Consider the following 19,394-nt stretch of genomic DNA (forward strand, 5'->3'; position numbering starts at 1 on the left):
GCACGATGAAGCTGACTCTGCGCAAGACCACGCTGCCGGAGACCGGACCCGACACGCTGGGCCCGGCGAAGGTCGACGCCAGGACGAAGGCCCTGACCAAGCGGCTGCAGCCGGGGGACGTCGCGGTCATCGACCACGTCGACATCGACCGCGTCGCGGCGGACGCGCTGGTCGCCGCGAAGCCGGCCGCCGTCCTCAACGCGGCACGCTCCGTGTCCGGGAGGTACCCGAACCTCGGCCCTGACATCCTCGTCGAGGCCGGCATCGTGCTCGTCGACGACCTCGGTCCCGCGATCATGGCGATCCCCGACGGACGCGAGGTGCGGCTCGACGGGAACAAGATCCTCCTCGGTGACGACATCGTCGCGGAGGGCGTCGTCCAGACGCAGGAGTCGGTCGCGCGCAGCCTCGAGGAGGCTCGGGCGAACCTCTCGGTCGAGATCGAGTCGTTCGCCGAGAACACGATGAACTACCTGCGGCGCGAGCGCGAGCTCCTGCTCGACGGCGTCGGCGTCCCGGACATCCGTACCGTGATCGACGGCCGCCAGGTGCTCATCGTGGTGCGTGGCTACCACTACCGCGAGGACCTCGCGACGCTGCGGCCGTACATCAAGGAGTACCGGCCCGTGCTCATCGGGGTCGACGGGGGTGCTGACGCCATCCTCGACGCCGGCTGGAAGCCCGACATGATCGTCGGGGACATGGACTCGGTGTCCGACCGCGCGCTGAGCTGCGGCGCGGAGATCGTCGTGCACGCCTACCGCGACGGCAAGGCGCCGGGGCTCGAGCGGGTCAAGGAGCTCGGGGTGGACCCCGTCGTGTTCCCGGCGACGGGCACGAGCGAGGACATCGCGATGCTCCTCGCCGACGACAAGGGTGCCGAGGTCATCGTCGCCGTCGGCACGCACGCGACGCTCGTCGAGTTCCTCGACAAGGGACGCGCCGGCATGGCGAGCACGTTCCTCACCCGGCTGCGGGTCGGGGGCAAGCTCGTCGACGCCAAGGGCGTCTCGCGCCTGTACCGGCACCGGATCTCCAACGTCCAGCTCACGCTGCTGTCGCTCGCCGGGCTGTTCGCCGTCGTCATGGCGCTGCTGTCGACGTCGGCCGGGCGGACGTTCTTCGGGCTCCTCGGTGCACGGTTCGACGACCTCACCTCCTGGATCGGCGCCCTGTTCGGCGGAGGCTGACCGGCGCCACCACGGCGCGACCTCGGGCGCACGGACGCACCCGAGGGTTCGCCCGGCCGCCTGCGGGACGCCGCCTGCCACCGTTCGCCCGGACCGCACCCCGACCACCTGACCACCTGCAGCACGCACCGAAGGACACCGCCGCACAGTGATCGACTTCAGGTACCACATCGTCTCGCTGATCTCCGTCTTCCTCGCTCTGGCCGTCGGGATCATCCTCGGCGCGGGGCCGCTCCAGGGCGCGATCGGCGACCAGCTCACCGGGCAGGTCGAGCAGCTGCGCGCGGAGCGCAACGAGCTGCGCGACGAGCTCGACCGGGCGAACGTCACGCTCGACGACGATGCGCGCTACATCGAGGCGGCCGGCCCCCAGCTCGTCGCGGGGTCGCTCCAGGACCGTCGCGTGGCCGTCGTCGACCTGGACGGCGCCGACGGCGAGCGCGACGAGCAGATCGGCGCGCAGCTCGAGGCAGCCGGTGCGAGCGTCGTCGCGCAGGTGCGGCTCACGGACTCGTGGACGAGCGAGGACGAGGTGAGCGCGCGGGACACCGTGGCGGAGGGACTGGCCGACAAGCTCGGGGACGTGCCCGAGGACGCCACGACGGACCAGCGGCTCGCCCGCGCGCTCGCGCTCGCGCTGACGGGGACGTCCACGCTGGACCCCGACGCGCGCAGCGACGAGGCCGTGGAGCTCGAGACGCTGCTCGAGCGCTTCGCGCTCGTCGACGTGGTCGAGGAGCAGGTCGCGCCCGCCGACGTCGTGCTCCTCCTCGCCGGACCGGCGCCCGAGCAGGCCGCCGAGGCCGCGGCGGAGGAGACCGAGGCGCCCGCTCCCGACACCACCGTCATCGACATCGAGGTCCAGGTCGCCGTCGCGGCGCAGGACGTCGCGCAGGCCGCGCTCGTCGCCGGGAGCACCGCGGTACCCGGTGACCTCGTCTCCACGATCCGTGGCTCCGAGGAGCTCGCCGCGAACCTGTCGACGGTGAGCGGGACCGAGGCCGAGCCCGGCCGCATCAACGTGCCGCTCGCGCTCGCGGCCCGGCTCGCCGACCAGGTCGGGCAGTTCGGGTTCGAGGAGAGCGCGACGGCGGTCCTGCCGCCGGCGGTCGAGCTGCCCCCCGTCGTCCGCGGCTCGGAGGACGCCGAGGGCACCCCGACGAGCACGTCGACCGACCAGGGCGAGGGCTGACGTGGCGCGCGCGGGAGCCGTGCTCCGGGCGGCCACGGTCGCCGCAGGCACGACGGCCGTCGTGCGGCGGGCCCTCGGCGAGCTGTCCCCGGGCGGTGCCGAGCGCTGGACGCGCACGAACCACCGCGGCGAGCCCATCAGCCTCCTCGAAGGACCGGCGGTCGCCGCGGGGCTCGTCACAGGAGCCCTGGCGTCGAGCGGGGACGCGCGCTCGCGCACGGCGACCGCGCTCGCGGCGGCGGGCGGCGGCGCCTTCGGCCTCGTCGACGATCTCGCGGAGGACACCTCCACGCGGACCAAGGGACTGCGTGGTCACCTGGGGGCGCTCGCGCGCGGCCAGGTGACGACGGGGGGCCTCAAGGTCCTGGGCATCGGTGCCACGTCGCTCGTCGCGGCGGCCGTCGGGACGCGGCGCCGCGGCTCGGTGCTCGGCCACCTCGTCGACGTCGGCGTGAACGGTGCACTCGTCGCCGGGACCGCGAACCTCGTGAACCTCCTCGACCTGCGACCGGGCCGCGCCCTCAAGGCGTCCGCCCTCGTCTCGGTGCCGTTCACGGCGTCGGCGACCGGTGGGACGACGGGCGCCGTCCTCGGAGCGGGCGCCGCGGCGGCACCGGCGGACCTCGGCGAGCGCGACATGCTCGGCGACTGCGGCGCCAACGGCCTGGGCGCCGTGCTCGGGAGCCAGGTCGCGTTCGCGGCTCCGCGGGCCGTGCGCTGGCTCGCGCTCGCAGGCGTCGTGGGCCTGACGTTGGTGAGCGAGAAGGTCAGCTTCTCCGCGGTCATCGAGGGCAACGACGTGCTGCGGCGCGTCGACACGTGGGGGCGGCGCGCCGCGTGAGCGGACGCTCCGGGCGCCTGCGCGCGGCGACCCAGACGCTCGCGGGAGCGGCCGTCATGATCACGGTCGTGACGGTCGCGAGCCGCCTCGTCGGCTTCGCGCGCTCGCTCGTGCTGTCGTCGACGCTGGGCACGACCGGCGTCGGGACGGCGTACACCTCGGCGAACATTCTGCCCAACGTGCTGTTCGAGGTCGCCGCGGGCGGCGCGCTCGCAGGCGCCGTCGTGCCGCTGCTCGCCGGGCCGATCGCCCGGCGCTCGCAGGAGGACGTCTCGCGCATCGCGTCGGCGGTGCTCGGCTGGACGCTGCTCGTGCTCGTGCCGCTCGGCGCGCTGCTCGCGCTGCTCGCGGAGCCGATCGCCACGGTGCTCATGACGAAGCACCCGGAGCTCGTCGACGTCACGGCGACGTTCGTCCGCGTGTTCGCGCTCCAGGTCCCGCTCTACGGGGTCGCCGTCGTGCTCGGCGGCATCCTCCAGGCGCACAAGCGCTTCTTCTGGCAGGCGTTCTCACCGCTGCTGTCGAGCCTCGCGGTCATCGCCGTGTACCTCGTGTTCGTCGGCCTGGCCGACGGCAACCAGGAGGACGTCGCGGCGCTCTCCGGCCAGGCGATCGCCTGGCTCGGGTGGGGGACGACCATCGGGGTCGCCGTCCTCGCGATCCCGCTCGTCGGGCCCGTCCTGCGCACCGGGACCCGGCTGCGGCCGCGCCTGCGGTTCCCGCACGGCGAGGGTGTGCGGGCGCGCAACCTCGCGCTCGCGGGCGTCGGGGCGCTCGTGGCGCAGCAGCTCTCCGTGCTCGCCGCGATGGGCGCCGCGCTGCAGTTCGGCCCCTTGTCGACGTTCCCGACGTACACCTTCGTGCAGCAGGTCTACCTCCTCCCGTACGCGGTGCTCGCGTTCCCGCTCGCGACGAGCACCTTCCCGCGGCTCGCCGAGCACGTCGCGCACGGCGACCGAGACCGTTTCCGCGGGCTGCTCGCGACCACGACGCGCGCGCTGCTCGTGGTCTCGGGGCTCGGGGTCGCGGCCCTCGTCGCGGCGTCCGGGCCCGTCGAGGTGGTGTTCGACGCCGTCGCGCGGACGTCCGTCGAGGGCCTCGGTGCGGGCGTCGCGTGGATGGCGCCCGGCATCGTCGGGTTCGCCCTGATCCTGCACCTGTCGCGCGCGCTCTACACGATCGACCACCAGCGCGTCGCCGTGGCGGCGACGGTCGCCGGCTGGGTCGTCGTCGCCGTCGCCGCGTTCGTCCTGCCGGCCGTGACAGGGGTGCGTGACGCGGGGGGCGTGCTCTCGATGCTCGGCCTCGCCACGACGCTCGGCATGACCGTCGCGGGCGTCGGCCTGCTCCTCGGCGTCCGGCGCCTCGCCGGGGTCGCGGCGGTCGCCGGCGTGCTGCGCACGCTCCTCGTCACGGGTGCCGGCGCCGCCGCAGGAGCCACGCTCGGCGCGCTGCTGTCCCGCGTGCTCCTGCCCGACGACGCGGGCTGGCTCGCGGCCGTCGGCGTCGGGGCCGTCGCCGCGATGGCCGCGGGCCTCGTCGTCCTGGGGGCGTCGCTCCTGGTCGACCGCCCCGCCCTGCTGGGCGTCGTCCGCCGTGGCGCGCCGGAGCCGTCGCGGGCCGAGGACGGGACCGTCGACACGTCGTCGTCCTGAGCACAGGGCGGCGCGGTGTGAGACTCGCGACGCCGCGCCGACGCCGTGCCCGCGTGCCGTCGCCCGGGCCGCTGTTAGGATGGAGTTCCGTGGCAGATCACCTGAACCGGCCCTCCTCCCGCCTCAACGCCTCGGGCGCTCGATCCGAGCACCGCACCGCGCACGTCTTCGTCACCGGCGGCGTCGCCTCCTCGCTCGGCAAGGGCCTGACCGCCTCGAGCCTCGGTCGTCTGCTCCGCTCGCGCGGGCTGCGGGTCACCATGCAGAAGCTGGACCCGTACCTCAACGTCGATCCCGGGACGATGAACCCGTTCCAGCACGGCGAGGTGTTCGTCACCGAGGACGGTGCCGAGACGGACCTGGACATCGGGCACTACGAGCGCTTCCTCGACGTCGACCTCGAGGCGACCGCGAACGTCACGACCGGCCAGGTGTACTCGCAGGTCATCGCGCGCGAGCGGCGCGGCGAGTACCTCGGCGACACGGTCCAGGTGATCCCGCACATCACCGACGAGATCAAGTCCCGCATGCGCGCCCAGGCCGGCGAGGACGTCGACGTCATCATCACGGAGGTCGGCGGCACGGTCGGCGACATCGAGTCGCAGCCGTTCCTCGAGGCCGCACGCCAGGTGCGCCACGAGCTCGGCCGCGACGACGTGTTCTTCCTGCACGTCTCCCTCGTGCCGTACATCGGCCCCTCGGGCGAGCTGAAGACCAAGCCGACGCAGCACTCGGTCGCGGCGCTGCGCTCGATCGGCATCCAGCCCGACGCGATCGTCCTGCGCGCCGACCGCGTCGTGCCCGAGCCGGTCAAGCGCAAGATCGCGCTCATGTGCGACGTCGACAACGAGGCCGTCGTCAACGCCGTCGACGCGCCGAGCATCTACGACATCCCGCGCGTGCTGCACTCCGAGGGCCTCGACGCCTACGTCGTGCGCCGCCTCGGCCTGCCGTTCCACGACGTCGAGTGGGACGGCTGGAGCCAGCTCCTCGAGCGGGTGCACGAGCCCGCCCACCAGGTCGAGGTCGCGCTCGTCGGCAAGTACATCGACCTGCCGGACGCCTACCTGTCGGTCACGGAGGCGCTGCGCGCGGGCGGCTTCGCCAACGACGCGAAGGTCACGATCCGCTGGGTCGCGTCGGACGAGTGCCAGACGCCGGCCGGCGCGGACGACGCGCTCCACGGCGTGGACGCGGTCCTCGTGCCGGGAGGCTTCGGGGTGCGCGGCATCGAGGGCAAGCTCGGGGCGCTGCGCTGGGCGCGCGAGAGCAAGGTCCCGACGCTCGGGATCTGCCTCGGCCTCCAGTCGATGGTCATCGAGTACGCGCGCAACGTGCTCGGCATCGCGGACGCGTCGTCGACGGAGTTCCACCCGGAGACCTCGGACCCCGTCATCGCGACCATGGAGGAGCAGCTCGCGATCGTCGGTGGCGACGGCGACCTGGGCGGCACGATGCGCCTCGGCTCGTACGAGGCGGCCCTCGTGCCCGGGTCGGTCGTCGCGAAGACGTACGGCGCGGAGCGCGTCTCGGAGCGTCACCGCCACCGCTACGAGGTGAACAACGCCTACCGCCAGCGCCTCGAGGAGGCCGGGCTCGTCGTCTCGGGCGCGTCGCCCGACTCGTCGCTCGTGGAGTTCGTCGAGCTGCCGGCGGACGTGCACCCGTACTACGTGAGCACGCAGGCGCACCCGGAGTTCAAGTCGCGCCCGACCCGTGCGCACCCGCTGTTCGCCGGGCTCGTCGCGGCCGCGCTCGAGAACCAGGCGGACTGAGTGGCCGCCGACCTGGGCGACGCGACGTCGCCGGACGGTCCGCCCACCGACGGACCCGTCGTGGACTCCCTCGCCCCGCGGCCGGTCTCCGAGACCTCCGTCGTGCACGCGGGCCGCGTCTTCGACCTGCGCTCCGACGTGGTCGAGCTCGGTGACGGGCCTGTGACGCGCGAGTACCTCGACCACCCGGGCGCGGTCGCGGTCGTCGTCCTGGACGACGACGATCGCGTCCTCCTGCTGCGCCAGTACCGGCACCCGGTGCGGCGCGAGCTGTGGGAGCCCCCCGCTGGCCTCCTCGACGTCGACGGCGAGGACGCTCAGCTCGCCGGTGCGCGCGAGCTCGCGGAGGAGGCGGACCTGCGCGCCGCGCGCTGGGACGTCCTCGTCGACTACTACACGACGCCGGGAGGCTCGAACGAGGCCCTGCGCGTGTTCCTGGCACGCGACCTGGCACCCGTCCCCGACGGCGAGCGGTTCGCGCGCGAGGCCGAGGAGCTCGACATGGAGCTGCGCTGGGTGCCGCTCGACGACGCCGTGGCCGCGGTGCTGCGCGGCGACGTGCACAACCCGTCCGCCGTCGTCGGCCTCCTCGCCGCGTCGGCGGCGCGCGCGGCGGGCTGGTCGACCCTCCGCCCGGCGGACGCGCCCTGGCCTGAGCGCCGCGGCGGCTGACGTGCTGCCGAGGTAGAGCCCTGGTCTCGGCTCGCCCCCGGGTTCGCCGGCCTTCGTGGGCACTGCCGTGGTGAGGTGATGGCTCGGCGGGTGGGGCGGCGTCGGAAGCGAAGGGCGTCAGAGCCGCGCTCGGGAACCGCCGGCCGGACGGCCGCGGTGACGGCGCGGCAGCCCGAGCACCGACGACGCGCCACCCGCGGTCGGGACCGGCGCACCCACGGCCCGCCGCGAACCCGGAAGGGCCGCGCACGACCAGGGGGACGGTGCGCGGGCCGTGTGCGTCAGGCGCGGGTGCGGGTGGTGAGGACGACGCGCGTCGTCCCGGCCACGAGCAGGGCGGACCCGAGCATGTGGAGCCCGACGAGGAGCGCGGGCAGTCCCGTGAAGTACTGCACGTAGCCGATCCCACCCTGCGCGAGCGTGATCGCCAGAAGGGTCCACGCAGCGCGGCGGACCGCGGCGGGTGCCGTCCGGACCCGGACGAGGTACACGACCAGGACCGCCACGAACGCCCACACGGACCACGCATGGAGCTTGCTCATGACGGCCGGGTCGACGGCGAGCCGGTAGCCGACCTCGGAGTCCCCGCTGTGCGGGCCGGCGCCCGTCGTGATGACACCGAGCACCACGACGACCGCCGTCAGACCTCCGAGGACCCAGGCAAGGGTCCGCGTCGTGCGGTCGACGGTGGGGACCGGAGGGCCGTCGCCCTCTCCGGAGCGGTGCAGGAGCAGGAGCGAGACGGCCACGAGCGCGGCCGAGACGACGAAGTGGAGCGACACCCAGCCCGGGTGCAGGTGGAGCAGCACGATGACGCCGCCGATGACGGCCTGTGCCGCGACGCCCAGGAGCGGGACCGCGCCGAGCAGGCGGTACGACAGGACGCGCGAGCGGTCCGTCCAGACCAGCACGAGGGCAGCGACCGCGATGACGCTCAGCACGCCGGTGAGCGTGCGGTTCCCGAACTCGACGAACTGGTGGTACGTCGTCTCGGGGTGGAACTGGGCCGTGAACTGACCCGGCTCGCACTGGGGCCACGTGGAGCACCCGAGACCGGAACCGGTGAGCCGGACCGCGCCGCCCGTGACGATGATGCCGATCTGTGCCACGAGGTTCGCGACGAGCACGGGACGGGTCCAGCGTCGCAGCGGCGCGAGCCGGTCGGGTCGGCCCGCGCCGTCTCCGGTGGCGCGTGCTGTGGTGCCGGCAGCGGCGCGGTCGGTGGCGGCGGGATCGAGCGCGGGGGGCGGTGTGCTCACGGTCCCACGGTATCCGGGCCCTCGTGCGCGCCCGGAATCCTGCGCGTGTGAGATGCGCCCGAGCCGGCTCAGGTCCAGCGGAAGAGCTTGCCCGCGCCCCAGCCGAGCGCGGCGGTCCAGCCGAGCAGGACGACGACGGAGAACGGCGGGACGCTGCCGTCGAGGAGCGCGCCGCGCATCGCCTCGCCCAGCGCGCCCGAGGGGAGCAGGAGCGCGACGTGCGCGAGCGGTCCGGGGAGCTGGTCCGCGGGGACGAGGACCCCGCCGCCGACCGTGAGCAGCACGAGCACGAGGTTCGCGACGGCGAGCACCCCCTCCGCGCGCAGGGTGCCGGCCAGCAGCATCGCGAGCGACGTGAACGCCGCCGTGCCGAGCAGGACCGCGAGCAGGGCGGCGGGGACGCCCGCGAGGACGGGCTGCCAGCCGAGGGCCAGCGCGACGCCGGAGATGACGACGACCTGGACGACCTCGACCGCGAGCACGCCCAGCACCTTGCCCGCGAGCAGCCCGCCGCGGCCCAGGGGAGTGGTCGACATGAGGCGCAGCACGCCGTTGCGACGGTCGAACGCCGTCGCGATGGCCTGGGAGGTGAACGCCGTCGACATCACGGCGAGCGCGAGGACGCCGGGCGTCACGAAGTCGACGCGCGACGCGCCGTCCGTGTCCAGCTCGACGAACGAGGTCAGGACGAGACCGAGCAGCAGCATCACGGGCAGGATGATCGTCACGAGCAGCTGCTCGCCGTTGCGCAGGATCATGCGCGTCTCGAAGGCCGTCTGCGCCGCGACGCGGCGCCACGCGGGCGCGGCGAGCACGCTCGGGGACGGCGCGCCGCCCGTCGTGGCGGGCGCCGTCGTCGACAGGTTCTCGGGCGAGGTCATCGCAGGTGCCGTCCCGTGAGGTCGAGGAACACGTCCTCGAGCGTGCGGCGGCCCACCGTGACGCGCGACGCGAGGACGTCGCGCGCGGCGAGCCACGTCGTGAGCGCCACGAGCGTGGCGGGATCGGCGGGACCCGTGAGCGTGTAGGAGCCGGGCTGCGGCTCCGCGACGGCCCACGCGGGCCGTGCGGCGTCGTCGGGACCGGACGTGCCGGCGCCGTCGGCTCCGGCGAGCGCGGCGACGAGGCCGTCCAGGTCGAGACCGGTCGCGGCCTCGAAGCGCACCGTGCGGTCCGCCTCGCCGTCGGACCCGGTCTCGAGGAGGTCGCGGGTCGCGCCCGCGGCGATGACCTTCCCCTGGTCGACGACGTACACGCTGTCGGCCAGGTCTTCGGCCTCGTCCATGAGGTGCGTCGTGAGGACGATGCCCACGCCGTCCGCGCGCAGCTCGCGGACGAGCTCCCACACGGCGTGGCGGCTCTGCGGGTCCATGCCCGCGCTCGGCTCGTCGAGGAACACGACCTCCGGCCTCCCGACGACGGCCGCGGCGAGCGCGAGCCGCTGCCGCTGGCCGCCCGAGAGACGGCGCACGGTCGTGCGCGCGAAGCTCTCGAGACCCAGTCGCTCGGTGAGCTCGCCGACGTCGCGGGGGTCCGCGTACATGGAGGCGACGTGCCGCAGCATCTCGAGCGCGCGGACGCCGGTCGGCAGACCGCCGTCCTGGAGCATCACGCCGACGCGCGGGCGCAGGTCGCGCGCGTCGGTCACCGGGTCGAGACCGAGCACCCGGACACGACCGGCGTCGGGAGCGCGCAGTCCCTCGCAGCACTCGACCGTCGTCGTCTTGCCGGCGCCGTTCGGACCGAGGACCGCGGTGATCGCGCCGCGCTCGGCGGTGAGCGACACGCCGTCGACGACGGCGCGACCGTCGTAGCGCTTCACGAGGTCGTGCACGAGCACGGCGGGGGCGGGCACCCGCCGATTCTAGGGGCCCGGCGGGCGCCCGGACCGCGCACCCCGCCCCGGCGCGACAGGTGTCGCGTACGCCACACCTGGCCCCGTCTGAGGGTGGCCTTGCTTGCGCTCAGGCAATTAGGGAACAACCATGTTCTCTATATCGGGGCCGCGCCGTGCGCGCGAGCGACTCGCCGGATCCACCGACGACCCGTGGACGTGACGCAGGAGGTGAGCATGGCAGCAGGAACGACACCGCCCGGCATGCTGCGCCCCGTCGTGCACCCCGCGGACGCGGACGGACGCACGCGCGAGCGCGTGCTCGAGCTCGTCGCGGGCGCGGGCCCCGTGAGCGCCGCCGACCTCGCGGCGACCCTCGGCCTCACCCCGGCCGCGGTCCGCCGCCACCTCGCCCTCCTCGAGGACGACGACCTCGTCGCCGTGCACGACGCCGGTCATCCCACCGGGATGCGCGGCCGCCCCGCGCGGCGGTACGTGGCGACGTCCGCCGGGCAGGGTGAGCTGTCGGGCACCTACGCCGACCTCGCGACCGAGGCGCTGCGCTTCCTGCGTGACGTCGCCGGTCCCGACGCCGTCGAGCGGTTCGCGCAGGAACGGCTCGCCGAGCTCGGCGAGCGCTACGCCGCGCGTCTCGACGCCGACGACGTCGAGGGGCGGGCCGCCCAGCTCGCCGCGGCGCTCGCGGACGACGGCTACGCGGCGAGCGTCCGTCCCGTCCCGGGGACCTCGGCCGTGCAGCTGTGCCAGGGGCACTGCCCCGTGCAGCACGTGGCGGAGGAGTTCCCGCAGCTGTGCGAGGCCGAGGCCCAGGTCTTCGCCCGGCTCCTCGGGTCGCACGTGCAGCGGCTCGCGACCCTCGCCGGGGGCGGGCACGCGTGCACGACGAACATCCCCCTCCGGCCATCGCCCCCGACCCCCGACCGATACTGACCGCCCCCTCCGCATCGACGGACAGTGGAAGGAACACCATGAGCGCTCCCACCCAGGACGCCGCCGGCACGGCTCTGCCGACCGGTGAGAAGCAGACCGACGACGAGATCATCGCCTCGATCGGCTCCTACGAGTACGGCTGGCACGACAGCGACGCCGCCGGCATGTCCGCGCAGCGCGGGCTCTCCGAGGAGGTCGTGCGCAACATCTCCGCGCTGAAGAACGAGCCGGAGTGGATGCTCAAGGCCCGCCTGAAGGCGCTGCGCCTGTTCGACAAGAAGCCCATGCCGAGCTGGGGCTCCGACCTCACGGGCATCCACTTCGACAAGATCAAGTACTTCGTGCGCTCCACGGAGAAGCAGGCCACGAGCTGGGACGACCTGCCCGAGGACATCAAGGCCACGTACGACCGGCTCGGCATCCCGGAGGCGGAGAAGCAGCGCCTCGTCGCGGGCGTCGCCGCGCAGTACGAGTCCGAGGTCGTGTACCACCAGATCCGCGAGGACCTCGAGGAGCAGGGCGTCATCTTCGTCGACACGGACACCGGTCTGCGCGACTACCCGGAGCTCTTCCAGGAGTACTTCGGCACGGTCATCCCGTCGGGCGACAACAAGTTCGCGGCGCTCAACTCGGCCGTGTGGTCGGGCGGCTCGTTCGTCTACGTGCCGCCGGGCGTGCACGTCGAGATCCCGCTCCAGGCCTACTTCCGCATCAACACGGAGAACATGGGCCAGTTCGAGCGGACGCTGATCATCGCGGACGAGGGCTCGTACGTGCACTACGTCGAGGGCTGCACCGCGCCGATCTACTCGAGCGACTCGCTGCACTCCGCGGTCGTCGAGATCATCGTCAAGAAGAACGCGCGCGTGCGCTACACGACCATCCAGAACTGGTCGAACAACGTGTACAACCTCGTGACGAAGCGGGCGACCGCGGCCGAGGGCGCGACGATGGAGTGGGTCGACGGCAACATCGGCTCCAAGGTCACCATGAAGTACCCGGCGATCTACCTGCTCGGCGAGCACGCGCGCGGCGAGACGCTCTCGATCGCGTTCGCGGGCGAGGGCCAGCACCAGGACGCGGGCGCCAAGATGGTGCACGCGGCGCCCCACACGTCGTCGTCGATCGTCTCGAAGTCGGTCGCGCGCGGCGGTGGCCGCACGTCCTACCGCGGTCTGGTCCAGGTGCTCGAGGGTGCCGCGCACTCGGCCTCGACCGTGCTGTGCGACGCGCTCCTCGTCGACCAGATCTCCCGGTCCGACACCTACCCGTACGTCGACGTCCGCGAGGACGACGTGTCCATGGGGCACGAGGCGACGGTCTCGCGGGTGAGCGAGGACCAGCTGTTCTACCTCATGTCCCGGGGCATGGAGGAGACCGAGGCGATGGCCATGATCGTGCGCGGGTTCGTCGAGCCCATCGCGCGCGAGCTGCCCATGGAGTACGCGCTCGAGCTCAACCGCCTCATCGAGCTGCAGATGGAAGGGTCCGTCGGCTGATATGACCACCACCACCATTCCCGAAGAGGCCGGACTGACCACCGACCACTCGCGCGCGCAGGCCGACGGGGCGCACTCCCACGGCGTCGTCCCGCAGGGCTCGCGCGCCGAGCGCCTCACGTCGTTCGACCTCGCCGACATCCCCGTGCCCTCCGGGCGCGAGGAGGAGTGGCGCTTCTCGCCCGTCGCGCGGCTCGCCCCGCTGTTCGAGGACCGGCTCGTCGGCCAGTCCGGCGGCGGCGACGTGCGCGTCACGGTCGTCGAGGCACCCGAGGTGCAGGTCTCGATCGTCGGTCGCGGCGACGAGCGGCTCGGCACGGCCGGCAAGCCGGGCGACCGCACCGCCGTCACGGCGTGGAACTCCTTCGAGCAGGCGACCGTCATCACCGTGCCGAAGGAGGCCGTCGCGTCCGACGTGACCTCGGTGCGCGTCGAGGGCCACGGCCCCACGCCGACCGCGAGCCACGTCCTCGTGCGTGCCGAGCGGCACTCCGAGGCCGTCGTCGTGCTCGACCACGTCGGCACCGCGACGCTCAACGAGACGGTCGAGATCGTCGTCGAGGACGGCGCACAGCTCACCGTCGTCTCGGTCCAGGACTGGGCCGACGGCGCCGTGCACGCCTCGTCGCACCGTGCCCGCATCGGTCGCGACGCGCGTCTCAAGCACGTCGTCGTGACGCTCGGCGGCGACGTCGTGCGCATGACGCCGGACGCCGAGTTCACCGCCGAGGGCGGCGAGGTCGAGATGGTCGGTCTCTACTTCGCGGACGCGGACCAGCACCAGGAGCACCGCCTGTTCGTCGACCACGCCGTGCCGCGCTGCAAGTCGCGCGTGACGTACAAGGGCGCGCTGCAGGGCGAGGGCGCGCACACGGTGTGGGTGGGCGACGTGCTCATCCAGGCGTCCGCCGAGGGCACCGACACGTACGAGCTCAACCGCAACCTGGTCCTCACCGACGGTGCGCGCGCGGACTCCGTGCCGAACCTCGAGATCGAGACGGGCGAGATCGAGGGCGCGGGCCACGCGTCGGCGACCGGCCGCTTCGACGACGAGCAGCTCTTCTACCTGCAGGCCCGCGGCATCCCCGAGATCGAGGCGCGCCGCCTCGTCGTGCGCGGGTTCTTCGCCGAGCTGATCCAGGAGATCGGCGTCGCGTCGGTCGAGGAGCGCCTGCTCGAGGCGATCGAGCGCGAGCTCAGCAAGTCCATGTCGATCATCGACGGGAGCGCCGAGCCCGCCGAGGCCTCGGCGTGACCGCACAGCCCGCCTGCTCGACGGCGGACCTCGGTCCGGAGGAGGCGCTGCGCGTCGAGCTCCCGGCCGCCGACGGGCGGGTCGTCGAGGTCGCCGTCGTGCGCGACGGGGACGGCGACTGGCACGCGATCTCGGACATCTGCTCCCACGGGGCGGTGTCCCTGTCGGACGGCGAGGTCGAGGGTTGCTTCGTCGAGTGCTGGCTGCACGGCTCGCAGTTCGACCTGCGGACCGGGATGCCGACCGCGCTGCCCGCGATGCGGCCGGTGCCCGTCTACCCGGTGACGGTCGACGGTGAGCAGGTGCTCGTCGACGTCGACCGCGTCGTCGCCCCGACCTGAACCGCCCGTCGATCCGCAAGCACTGACCCGGCGCGCCACGCGCCCCACAGCTCACAGAACCTCTTGGAGAAGAACCAGATGTCCACTCTCGAGATCCGCGACCTGCACGTCAGCGTCGAGACCAAGGAAGGGCCGAAGCCGATCCTGCGCGGCGTCGACCTGACCATCAACAGCGGCGAGGTCCACGCCATCATGGGCCCGAACGGCTCGGGCAAGTCCACGCTCGCCTACTCCATCGCCGGTCACCCCAAGTACCAGGTGACGAGCGGCACCGTGACGCTCGACGGCGAGGACGTCCTCGCCATGAGCGTCGACGAGCGTGCCCGTGCCGGCCTGTTCCTCGCGATGCAGTACCCCGTCGAGGTCCCGGGCGTGAGCGTCTCGAACTTCCTGCGCACCGCGAAGACCGCGATCGACGGCGAGGCGCCCGCGCTGCGCCACTGGACCAAGGACGTCAAGGGCGCCATGGAGCGCCTGCGCATGGACGCGTCGTTCGCGGAGCGCTCGGTCAACGAGGGCTTCTCCGGCGGTGAGAAGAAGCGTCACGAGATCCTCCAGATGGAGCTCCTCAGCCCGAAGTTCGCCGTCCTCGACGAGACCGACTCGGGCCTCGACGTCGACGCGCTGCGCATCGTCTCCGAGGGCGTCAACCGCGTCCACGGGAACACCGACGCGGGCATCCTCCTCATCACGCACTACACGCGCATCCTGCGCTACATCAAGCCGGACTTCGTCCACGTCTTCGTCGACGGCAAGGTCGCGGAGGAGGGTGGCTCGGAGCTCGCCGACCGCCTCGAGGAAGAGGGCTACGACCGCTACCTCGGTGGCTCGGTCGAGTCCGCCGCGGCGGCGTCCGCCTGACCGAGCGGTCCCGGACCGACCGGCGCCGAAGGACTTCGAGGAGACGACCATGACGACCACCGCGCACACCGCCGGACAGCTCGACGGCAGCCCGTCGCGCCTGTCGGCCGGTGAGCTCGCCGCCGTGCGGGCGGACTTCCCGCTGCTCGAGCGCACCGTGCGCGGTGGTCGTCCGCTGGTCTACCTCGACTCCGCGGCGACGTCGCAGAAGCCGCAGGTCGTCCTCGACACCGAGGTCGACTTCTACGAGGAGCGCAACGCCGCGGTGCACCGCGGTGCGCACCAGCTCGCCGAGGAGGCCACCGAGGCGTTCGAGGCCGCGCGGGCCGACGTGGCCGCGTTCGTCGGTGCGCGGCCCGGGGAGATCGTCTGGACGTCGGGCGCCACGGCGGCGATCAACCTCGTCGCGTACGGCCTGTCGAACGCGACGCTCGGTCGCGGGGGAGAGGCGGCGCGCCGCTTCGCGCTCGCGCCGGGCGACGAGATCGTCGTCACCGAGGCGGAGCACCACGCGAACATCGTGCCGTGGCAGGAGCTCGCCGCCCGCACGGGCGCCGTCCTGCGGTGGTTCGAGGTCGACGACGACGGGCGCGTGCGGGTCGAGGACGCGGCCACGGTCATCACCGAGCGCACGCGTGTCGTCGCGTTCACGCACGTCTCCAACGTGACGGGCGCGATCACGCCGGTCGCGCCGATCGTGGCCCGCGCGCGCGAGGTCGGCGCGCTCACGGTGCTCGACGCGTGCCAGTCCGTGCCGCACCTGCCCGTCGACCTGCCCGCGCTCGGCGTCGACTTCGCGGTGTTCTCCGCGCACAAGATGCTCGGCCCGACGGGCGTCGGCGCGCTCTACGGGCGGCGTGAGCTGCTCGAGGCGCTGCCGCCGGTGACGACCGGCGGGTCGATGATCGAGGTCGTCACGATGACCGAGTCGTCGTACATGGCGCCGCCCCAGCGGTTCGAGGCGGGCACGCAGCCCGTCGCGCAGGTCGTCGGCTTCGGCGCGGCGGCGAGATACCTGGACGAGCTCGGCATGGAGGGCGTCGCCGCGCACGAGCACGAGCTCGCGGCCGAGCTCCTGCGGATCGGGGAGATCCCGGGAGTGCGGATCGTCGGGCCGGGCGAGCCGGTCGACCGGCTCGCGGTCGTGTCGTTCGTCGTGGACGGCGTGCACGCGCACGACGTCGGGCAGGTGCTCGACGACGCGGGCATCGCCGTGCGCGTCGGTCACCACTGCGCGCAGCCCCTGCACCGCCGGTTCGGCGTCGCGGCCACGGCGCGCGCGTCCGCGTCCGTGTACACGACGCGCGAGGACGTCGACGCGTTCCGGGAAGCGTTGGCGGGGGTCCGCGCGTTCTTCTCGGTGGACTGAGAGGACTCCCGATGAGCTCGATGGAGCAGATGTACCAGCAGGTCATCCTCGACCACGCGAAGACCCCGCACGGACGGGGCCTCGTCGAGGTGGCCGACGGCGCGGCCAGCGGCCAGTCGCACCAGGTCAACCCGACGTGCGGCGACGAGGTGACGCTGCGCGTGGAGCTCGCGCCCGCGTCGTCGGGCACGACGGCGGGTGGCGCCTCTGGCGGCGCGCCCACGATCTCCCGCGTGAGCTGGGAGGGGCAGGGCTGCAGCATCTCCCAGGCGTCCCTGTCGGTCCTCACCGACCTCGTGACCGGTCGCCCCGTGGCCGAGGCGGAGCACCTCGGAGAGGTCTTCCGCGAGCTCATGGGCTCGCGCGGCAAGGGCCTCGACGAGGCCGCGGAGGACGAGCTGGAGGACGCCACGGCGTTCACCGGCGTCTCGCAGTACCCTGCCCGCATCAAGTGCGCCCTGCTCGGCTGGGCGGCGCTGCGGGACTCGCTCGTGACCTCGGGCGCACTGGACCGGGTCGCCACAGACCAGACCCGCGCGGCGCACGCCGCGGGGGAGACGACGGAGGAGAACCGATGAGCACCGAGACCGGCGCACCCGTGGAGGGTGTCGCACCGAGCCCGCCGAACGTCGCGGACGTCGAGGAGGCGCTGCGCGACGTCATCGACCCCGAGCTCGGCATCAACGTCGTCGATCTCGGCCTCATCTACGGCATCCAGATCGACCAGAACAACCACGCGGTCATCGACATGACGCTCACGTCGGCGGCGTGCCCGCTGACCGACGTCATCGAGGACCAGTCCGCGCAGGCGCTCGACGGCCTCGTCGACGGCTTCCGCGTGAACTGGGTCTGGATGCCGCCGTGGGGCCCGGAGAAGATCACCGACGACGGCAAGGACCAGCTCCGTGCGCTGGGCTTCAACGTCTGACGACCCGCCGCTCGTCCACCGACGCCGCGACCCCGTCCCGGGGGCGCGGCGTCGTGCTGTTGCGGCGGCGTCGAGGGGTTCCAGGGGTTGCGCGAGCCACCGTGTCGGCGCCCTCTGCGCTCTCGCTGCTCACGATCTGGTTGCGATCCTTCTGGTGCGTTGACGCGGAGTGTCCTGAGTGTTGGGATATGTGCGCCCACACCACTTTTCGGAGGATCACGTGACACAGCAGGACCAGACCGGCTCGGGCGGCTCACCGCGGCAGGTGCGCTACCGCGGCAGGCACCTCCCGATGGTCGCGGTGGTCGTCGCGGCGACGATCGCGACCGCCCTGGCCTACAGCGGCATGGTCCTGTTCGGTCTCGAGGTCGCGCACATGTCGCCGCTCGAGGCGTACGGCCTCGCGGGCTTCCTCGAGGTCAGCCTCGTCGCCGTGGCGCTCATGGCGCGCAACGCGGCGCTCGAGGGTCGCCCGTACGGCATCCTCCTCACGCTCACCTGGGTGCTCTCGGGCACCTCGGGCGTGTTCGCGGCACTCCACGAGATCGCTGTCCCGACCGACAGCACCCCGTACATGGTGGTGTTCCGGTTCGTGCCGCCGCTGGTGGCCGCGCTCATGTGGCACCTCGCCCTGGTGGGGGAGCGGCACATGGTCACGGGTCATACCCTCGACGAGCGTCGCCGGGAGACGCGGGTCCACGGGTACGTCACCGCCCTGGAGCAGTGGCGCGACGCGCGCGTGGACAGCTCGGGCTCGGCGGCGGACCTGCGCAAGGTCCGGGCCGCGCACCAGCGTCAGCGCGCCGCCCGCGACGGTGCCCTCAAGCTGCTGACGGTCGAGGACTTCGAGCGCCGCATGCAGATCTGGGTCGACCGCCTGGAGGCCGCGGAGCGCCACGCCAACCGGCTCGACCTCATCGGGGCGAGCTCCGTCAAGCGTGGCACCGCGCGAGGGCCGGCCGAGGCCCCGGCGGAGCTGGCGGCCCGGACCGCCGCGCCTGCCGAGGCGCTCGTGGAGGCGCAAAGCCTGAAGGCTCTGGCACTCGAGTCGGCGCACGACGCCGAGGTCCGCACGATCGCGGCCTCGCGGGCCGTCGAGCCGGCTCAGGGCCGCCCGGTCGACGCGGCGCAGGCGCCCGTCGCCGTCGAACCGGACGAGCAGCCGTACACGCCCGAGACCGCCTTCGAGGCACTTCCCGATCTCTCGGCGCGCGTGAAGGAGGCGTTCGGGCGCGCCAAGCCGCTCCCCTGGGAGCAGCCCGCCCCGGTCACCGCCAGCGCGTCGAAGGTCGTGGAGCCCCCCGTCGTGACAGGCCACACCCGGCGCGTCGAGGTCTTCGACCTCGCCGGTCCCCGAGGCGGCGCGCAGGCCGCGGTCGCCGACGCCGACGAGGCCTCCCTCGGCGAGGACCCGACCGCCGAGCGCGACCGCCGCATCGTCGAACTCGCCCGCGAAGGCCTGAACCAGCGCGAGATCGCCCAGCAGGTCTCGGCCTCGCGGTCGACCGTCAGCCGCGTCGTGCGCCGCTACGAGGACCAGAAGCCCGTGGCGGACGACGACCGCGAGCTCGCGAACGCCTGAGCAGTCGACACGATCGACCTCTTCGGTCCGCCGGGGTCAAGTTCTCGGTCACCGGCATCGCGGCTCGAGCACGGCAGGGCTCTACCGACAGGGAGATGGTTCTGCCGCGCTCGGCTACGGAGAGGTGTCGACCTCGGCATAGCCGACCCAGCGACCCAGGGCAGGCTGTGAATCTCCTACCAGGTGCCGC

At 73.2% G+C, this 19,394-nt stretch carries 18 protein-coding genes; 15 read left to right on the plus strand and 3 right to left on the minus strand.

Annotation, left to right across the window (positions count from 1 at the left end; all coding sequences use genetic code 11):
* Positions 1 to 5: 5 nt before the first annotated feature.
* The 6 genes from steA (at position 6) to V5D56_RS12980 (ending at position 7,325) form a co-directional block, all read left to right on the plus strand.
* Entirely contained in the window at positions 6 to 1,190 is a 1,185-nt protein-coding gene (gene steA, locus V5D56_RS12955) for a putative cytokinetic ring protein SteA (protein WP_435735727.1), read from the plus strand.
* Between the two features lie 148 nt (positions 1,191 to 1,338).
* Positions 1,339 to 2,382, plus strand: a complete 1,044-nt coding sequence (locus V5D56_RS12960) for a copper transporter (RefSeq protein WP_435735728.1) — start codon at positions 1,339 to 1,341, stop codon at positions 2,380 to 2,382.
* Between the two features lies 1 nt (position 2,383).
* On the plus strand, positions 2,384 to 3,223 hold the full coding sequence (locus V5D56_RS12965) for a hypothetical protein (RefSeq protein WP_435735729.1): 840 nt from the start codon (positions 2,384 to 2,386) through the stop codon (positions 3,221 to 3,223).
* The gene (murJ, locus tag V5D56_RS12970; protein ID WP_435735730.1) at positions 3,220 to 4,878 is read left to right on the plus strand and encodes a murein biosynthesis integral membrane protein MurJ; all 1,659 of its coding nucleotides are present in this window, start codon (positions 3,220 to 3,222) and stop codon (positions 4,876 to 4,878) included. Before V5D56_RS12965 ends, murJ begins: the two co-directional genes overlap by 4 nt.
* A 101-nt stretch (positions 4,879 to 4,979) precedes the next feature.
* Entirely contained in the window at positions 4,980 to 6,653 is a 1,674-nt protein-coding gene (locus tag V5D56_RS12975) for a CTP synthase (protein ID WP_435739032.1), read from the plus strand.
* Between the two features lie 60 nt (positions 6,654 to 6,713).
* The gene (locus V5D56_RS12980) at positions 6,714 to 7,325 is read left to right on the plus strand and encodes an NUDIX domain-containing protein (protein WP_435735731.1); all 612 of its coding nucleotides are present in this window, start codon (positions 6,714 to 6,716) and stop codon (positions 7,323 to 7,325) included.
* Positions 7,326 to 7,606: 281 nt separating this feature from the next.
* On the opposite strand, the gene V5D56_RS12985 is transcribed toward V5D56_RS12980, so the two are convergent.
* The 3 genes from V5D56_RS12985 to V5D56_RS12995 form a co-directional block, all read right to left on the minus strand.
* On the minus strand, positions 7,607 to 8,584 hold the full coding sequence (locus tag V5D56_RS12985; protein ID WP_435735732.1) for a COX15/CtaA family protein: 978 nt from the start codon (positions 8,582 to 8,584) through the stop codon (positions 7,607 to 7,609).
* A gap of 68 nt (positions 8,585 to 8,652) precedes the next feature.
* The gene (locus V5D56_RS12990; protein ID WP_435735733.1) at positions 8,653 to 9,465 is read right to left on the minus strand and encodes an ABC transporter permease; all 813 of its coding nucleotides are present in this window, start codon (positions 9,463 to 9,465) and stop codon (positions 8,653 to 8,655) included.
* On the minus strand, positions 9,462 to 10,439 hold the full coding sequence (locus tag V5D56_RS12995; RefSeq protein ID WP_435735734.1) for an ABC transporter ATP-binding protein: 978 nt from the start codon (positions 10,437 to 10,439) through the stop codon (positions 9,462 to 9,464). The genes V5D56_RS12990 and V5D56_RS12995 overlap by 4 nt, the downstream gene beginning before the upstream one ends.
* 216 nt (positions 10,440 to 10,655) lie before the next feature.
* Between V5D56_RS12995 and V5D56_RS13000 the strand changes: the two genes are divergently transcribed.
* The 9 genes from V5D56_RS13000 to V5D56_RS13040 all read left to right on the plus strand — a co-directional run bounded on the left by V5D56_RS13000 (position 10,656) and on the right by V5D56_RS13040 (position 19,204).
* A complete protein-coding gene (locus tag V5D56_RS13000; RefSeq protein ID WP_435735735.1) occupies positions 10,656 to 11,369 on the plus strand; it encodes a helix-turn-helix transcriptional regulator in 714 nt (237 codons plus the stop codon).
* A gap of 38 nt (positions 11,370 to 11,407) precedes the next feature.
* The gene (sufB, locus tag V5D56_RS13005; protein ID WP_435735736.1) at positions 11,408 to 12,868 is read left to right on the plus strand and encodes a Fe-S cluster assembly protein SufB; all 1,461 of its coding nucleotides are present in this window, start codon (positions 11,408 to 11,410) and stop codon (positions 12,866 to 12,868) included.
* A gap of 1 nt (position 12,869) precedes the next feature.
* Positions 12,870 to 14,123, plus strand: coding sequence for a Fe-S cluster assembly protein SufD (gene sufD / locus V5D56_RS13010; protein ID WP_435735737.1), 1,254 nt, complete (start codon positions 12,870 to 12,872; stop codon positions 14,121 to 14,123).
* On the plus strand, positions 14,120 to 14,464 hold the full coding sequence (locus V5D56_RS13015; RefSeq protein WP_435735738.1) for a non-heme iron oxygenase ferredoxin subunit: 345 nt from the start codon (positions 14,120 to 14,122) through the stop codon (positions 14,462 to 14,464). Before sufD ends, V5D56_RS13015 begins: the two co-directional genes overlap by 4 nt.
* Before the next feature lie 78 nt (positions 14,465 to 14,542).
* The gene (gene sufC, locus V5D56_RS13020) at positions 14,543 to 15,325 is read left to right on the plus strand and encodes a Fe-S cluster assembly ATPase SufC (protein ID WP_435735739.1); all 783 of its coding nucleotides are present in this window, start codon (positions 14,543 to 14,545) and stop codon (positions 15,323 to 15,325) included.
* Between the two features lie 49 nt (positions 15,326 to 15,374).
* Positions 15,375 to 16,694, plus strand: coding sequence for a SufS family cysteine desulfurase (locus V5D56_RS13025; protein ID WP_435735740.1), 1,320 nt, complete (start codon positions 15,375 to 15,377; stop codon positions 16,692 to 16,694).
* A gap of 11 nt (positions 16,695 to 16,705) precedes the next feature.
* The gene (gene sufU / locus V5D56_RS13030; RefSeq protein WP_435735741.1) at positions 16,706 to 17,272 is read left to right on the plus strand and encodes a Fe-S cluster assembly sulfur transfer protein SufU; all 567 of its coding nucleotides are present in this window, start codon (positions 16,706 to 16,708) and stop codon (positions 17,270 to 17,272) included.
* Positions 17,269 to 17,622, plus strand: coding sequence for a metal-sulfur cluster assembly factor (locus tag V5D56_RS13035; protein WP_251150816.1), 354 nt, complete (start codon positions 17,269 to 17,271; stop codon positions 17,620 to 17,622). The genes sufU and V5D56_RS13035 overlap by 4 nt, the downstream gene beginning before the upstream one ends.
* A gap of 220 nt (positions 17,623 to 17,842) precedes the next feature.
* Positions 17,843 to 19,204 carry a helix-turn-helix domain-containing protein gene (locus tag V5D56_RS13040; protein ID WP_435735742.1) on the plus strand — a complete coding sequence of 454 codons (1,362 nt, stop codon included), beginning with the start codon at positions 17,843 to 17,845 and terminating at the stop codon, positions 19,202 to 19,204.
* Positions 19,205 to 19,394: the final 190 nt, after the last annotated feature.

This window comes from Cellulosimicrobium sp. PMB13 (assembly GCF_051294865.1).
Lineage (GTDB): Bacteria > Actinomycetota > Actinomycetes > Actinomycetales > Cellulomonadaceae > Cellulosimicrobium.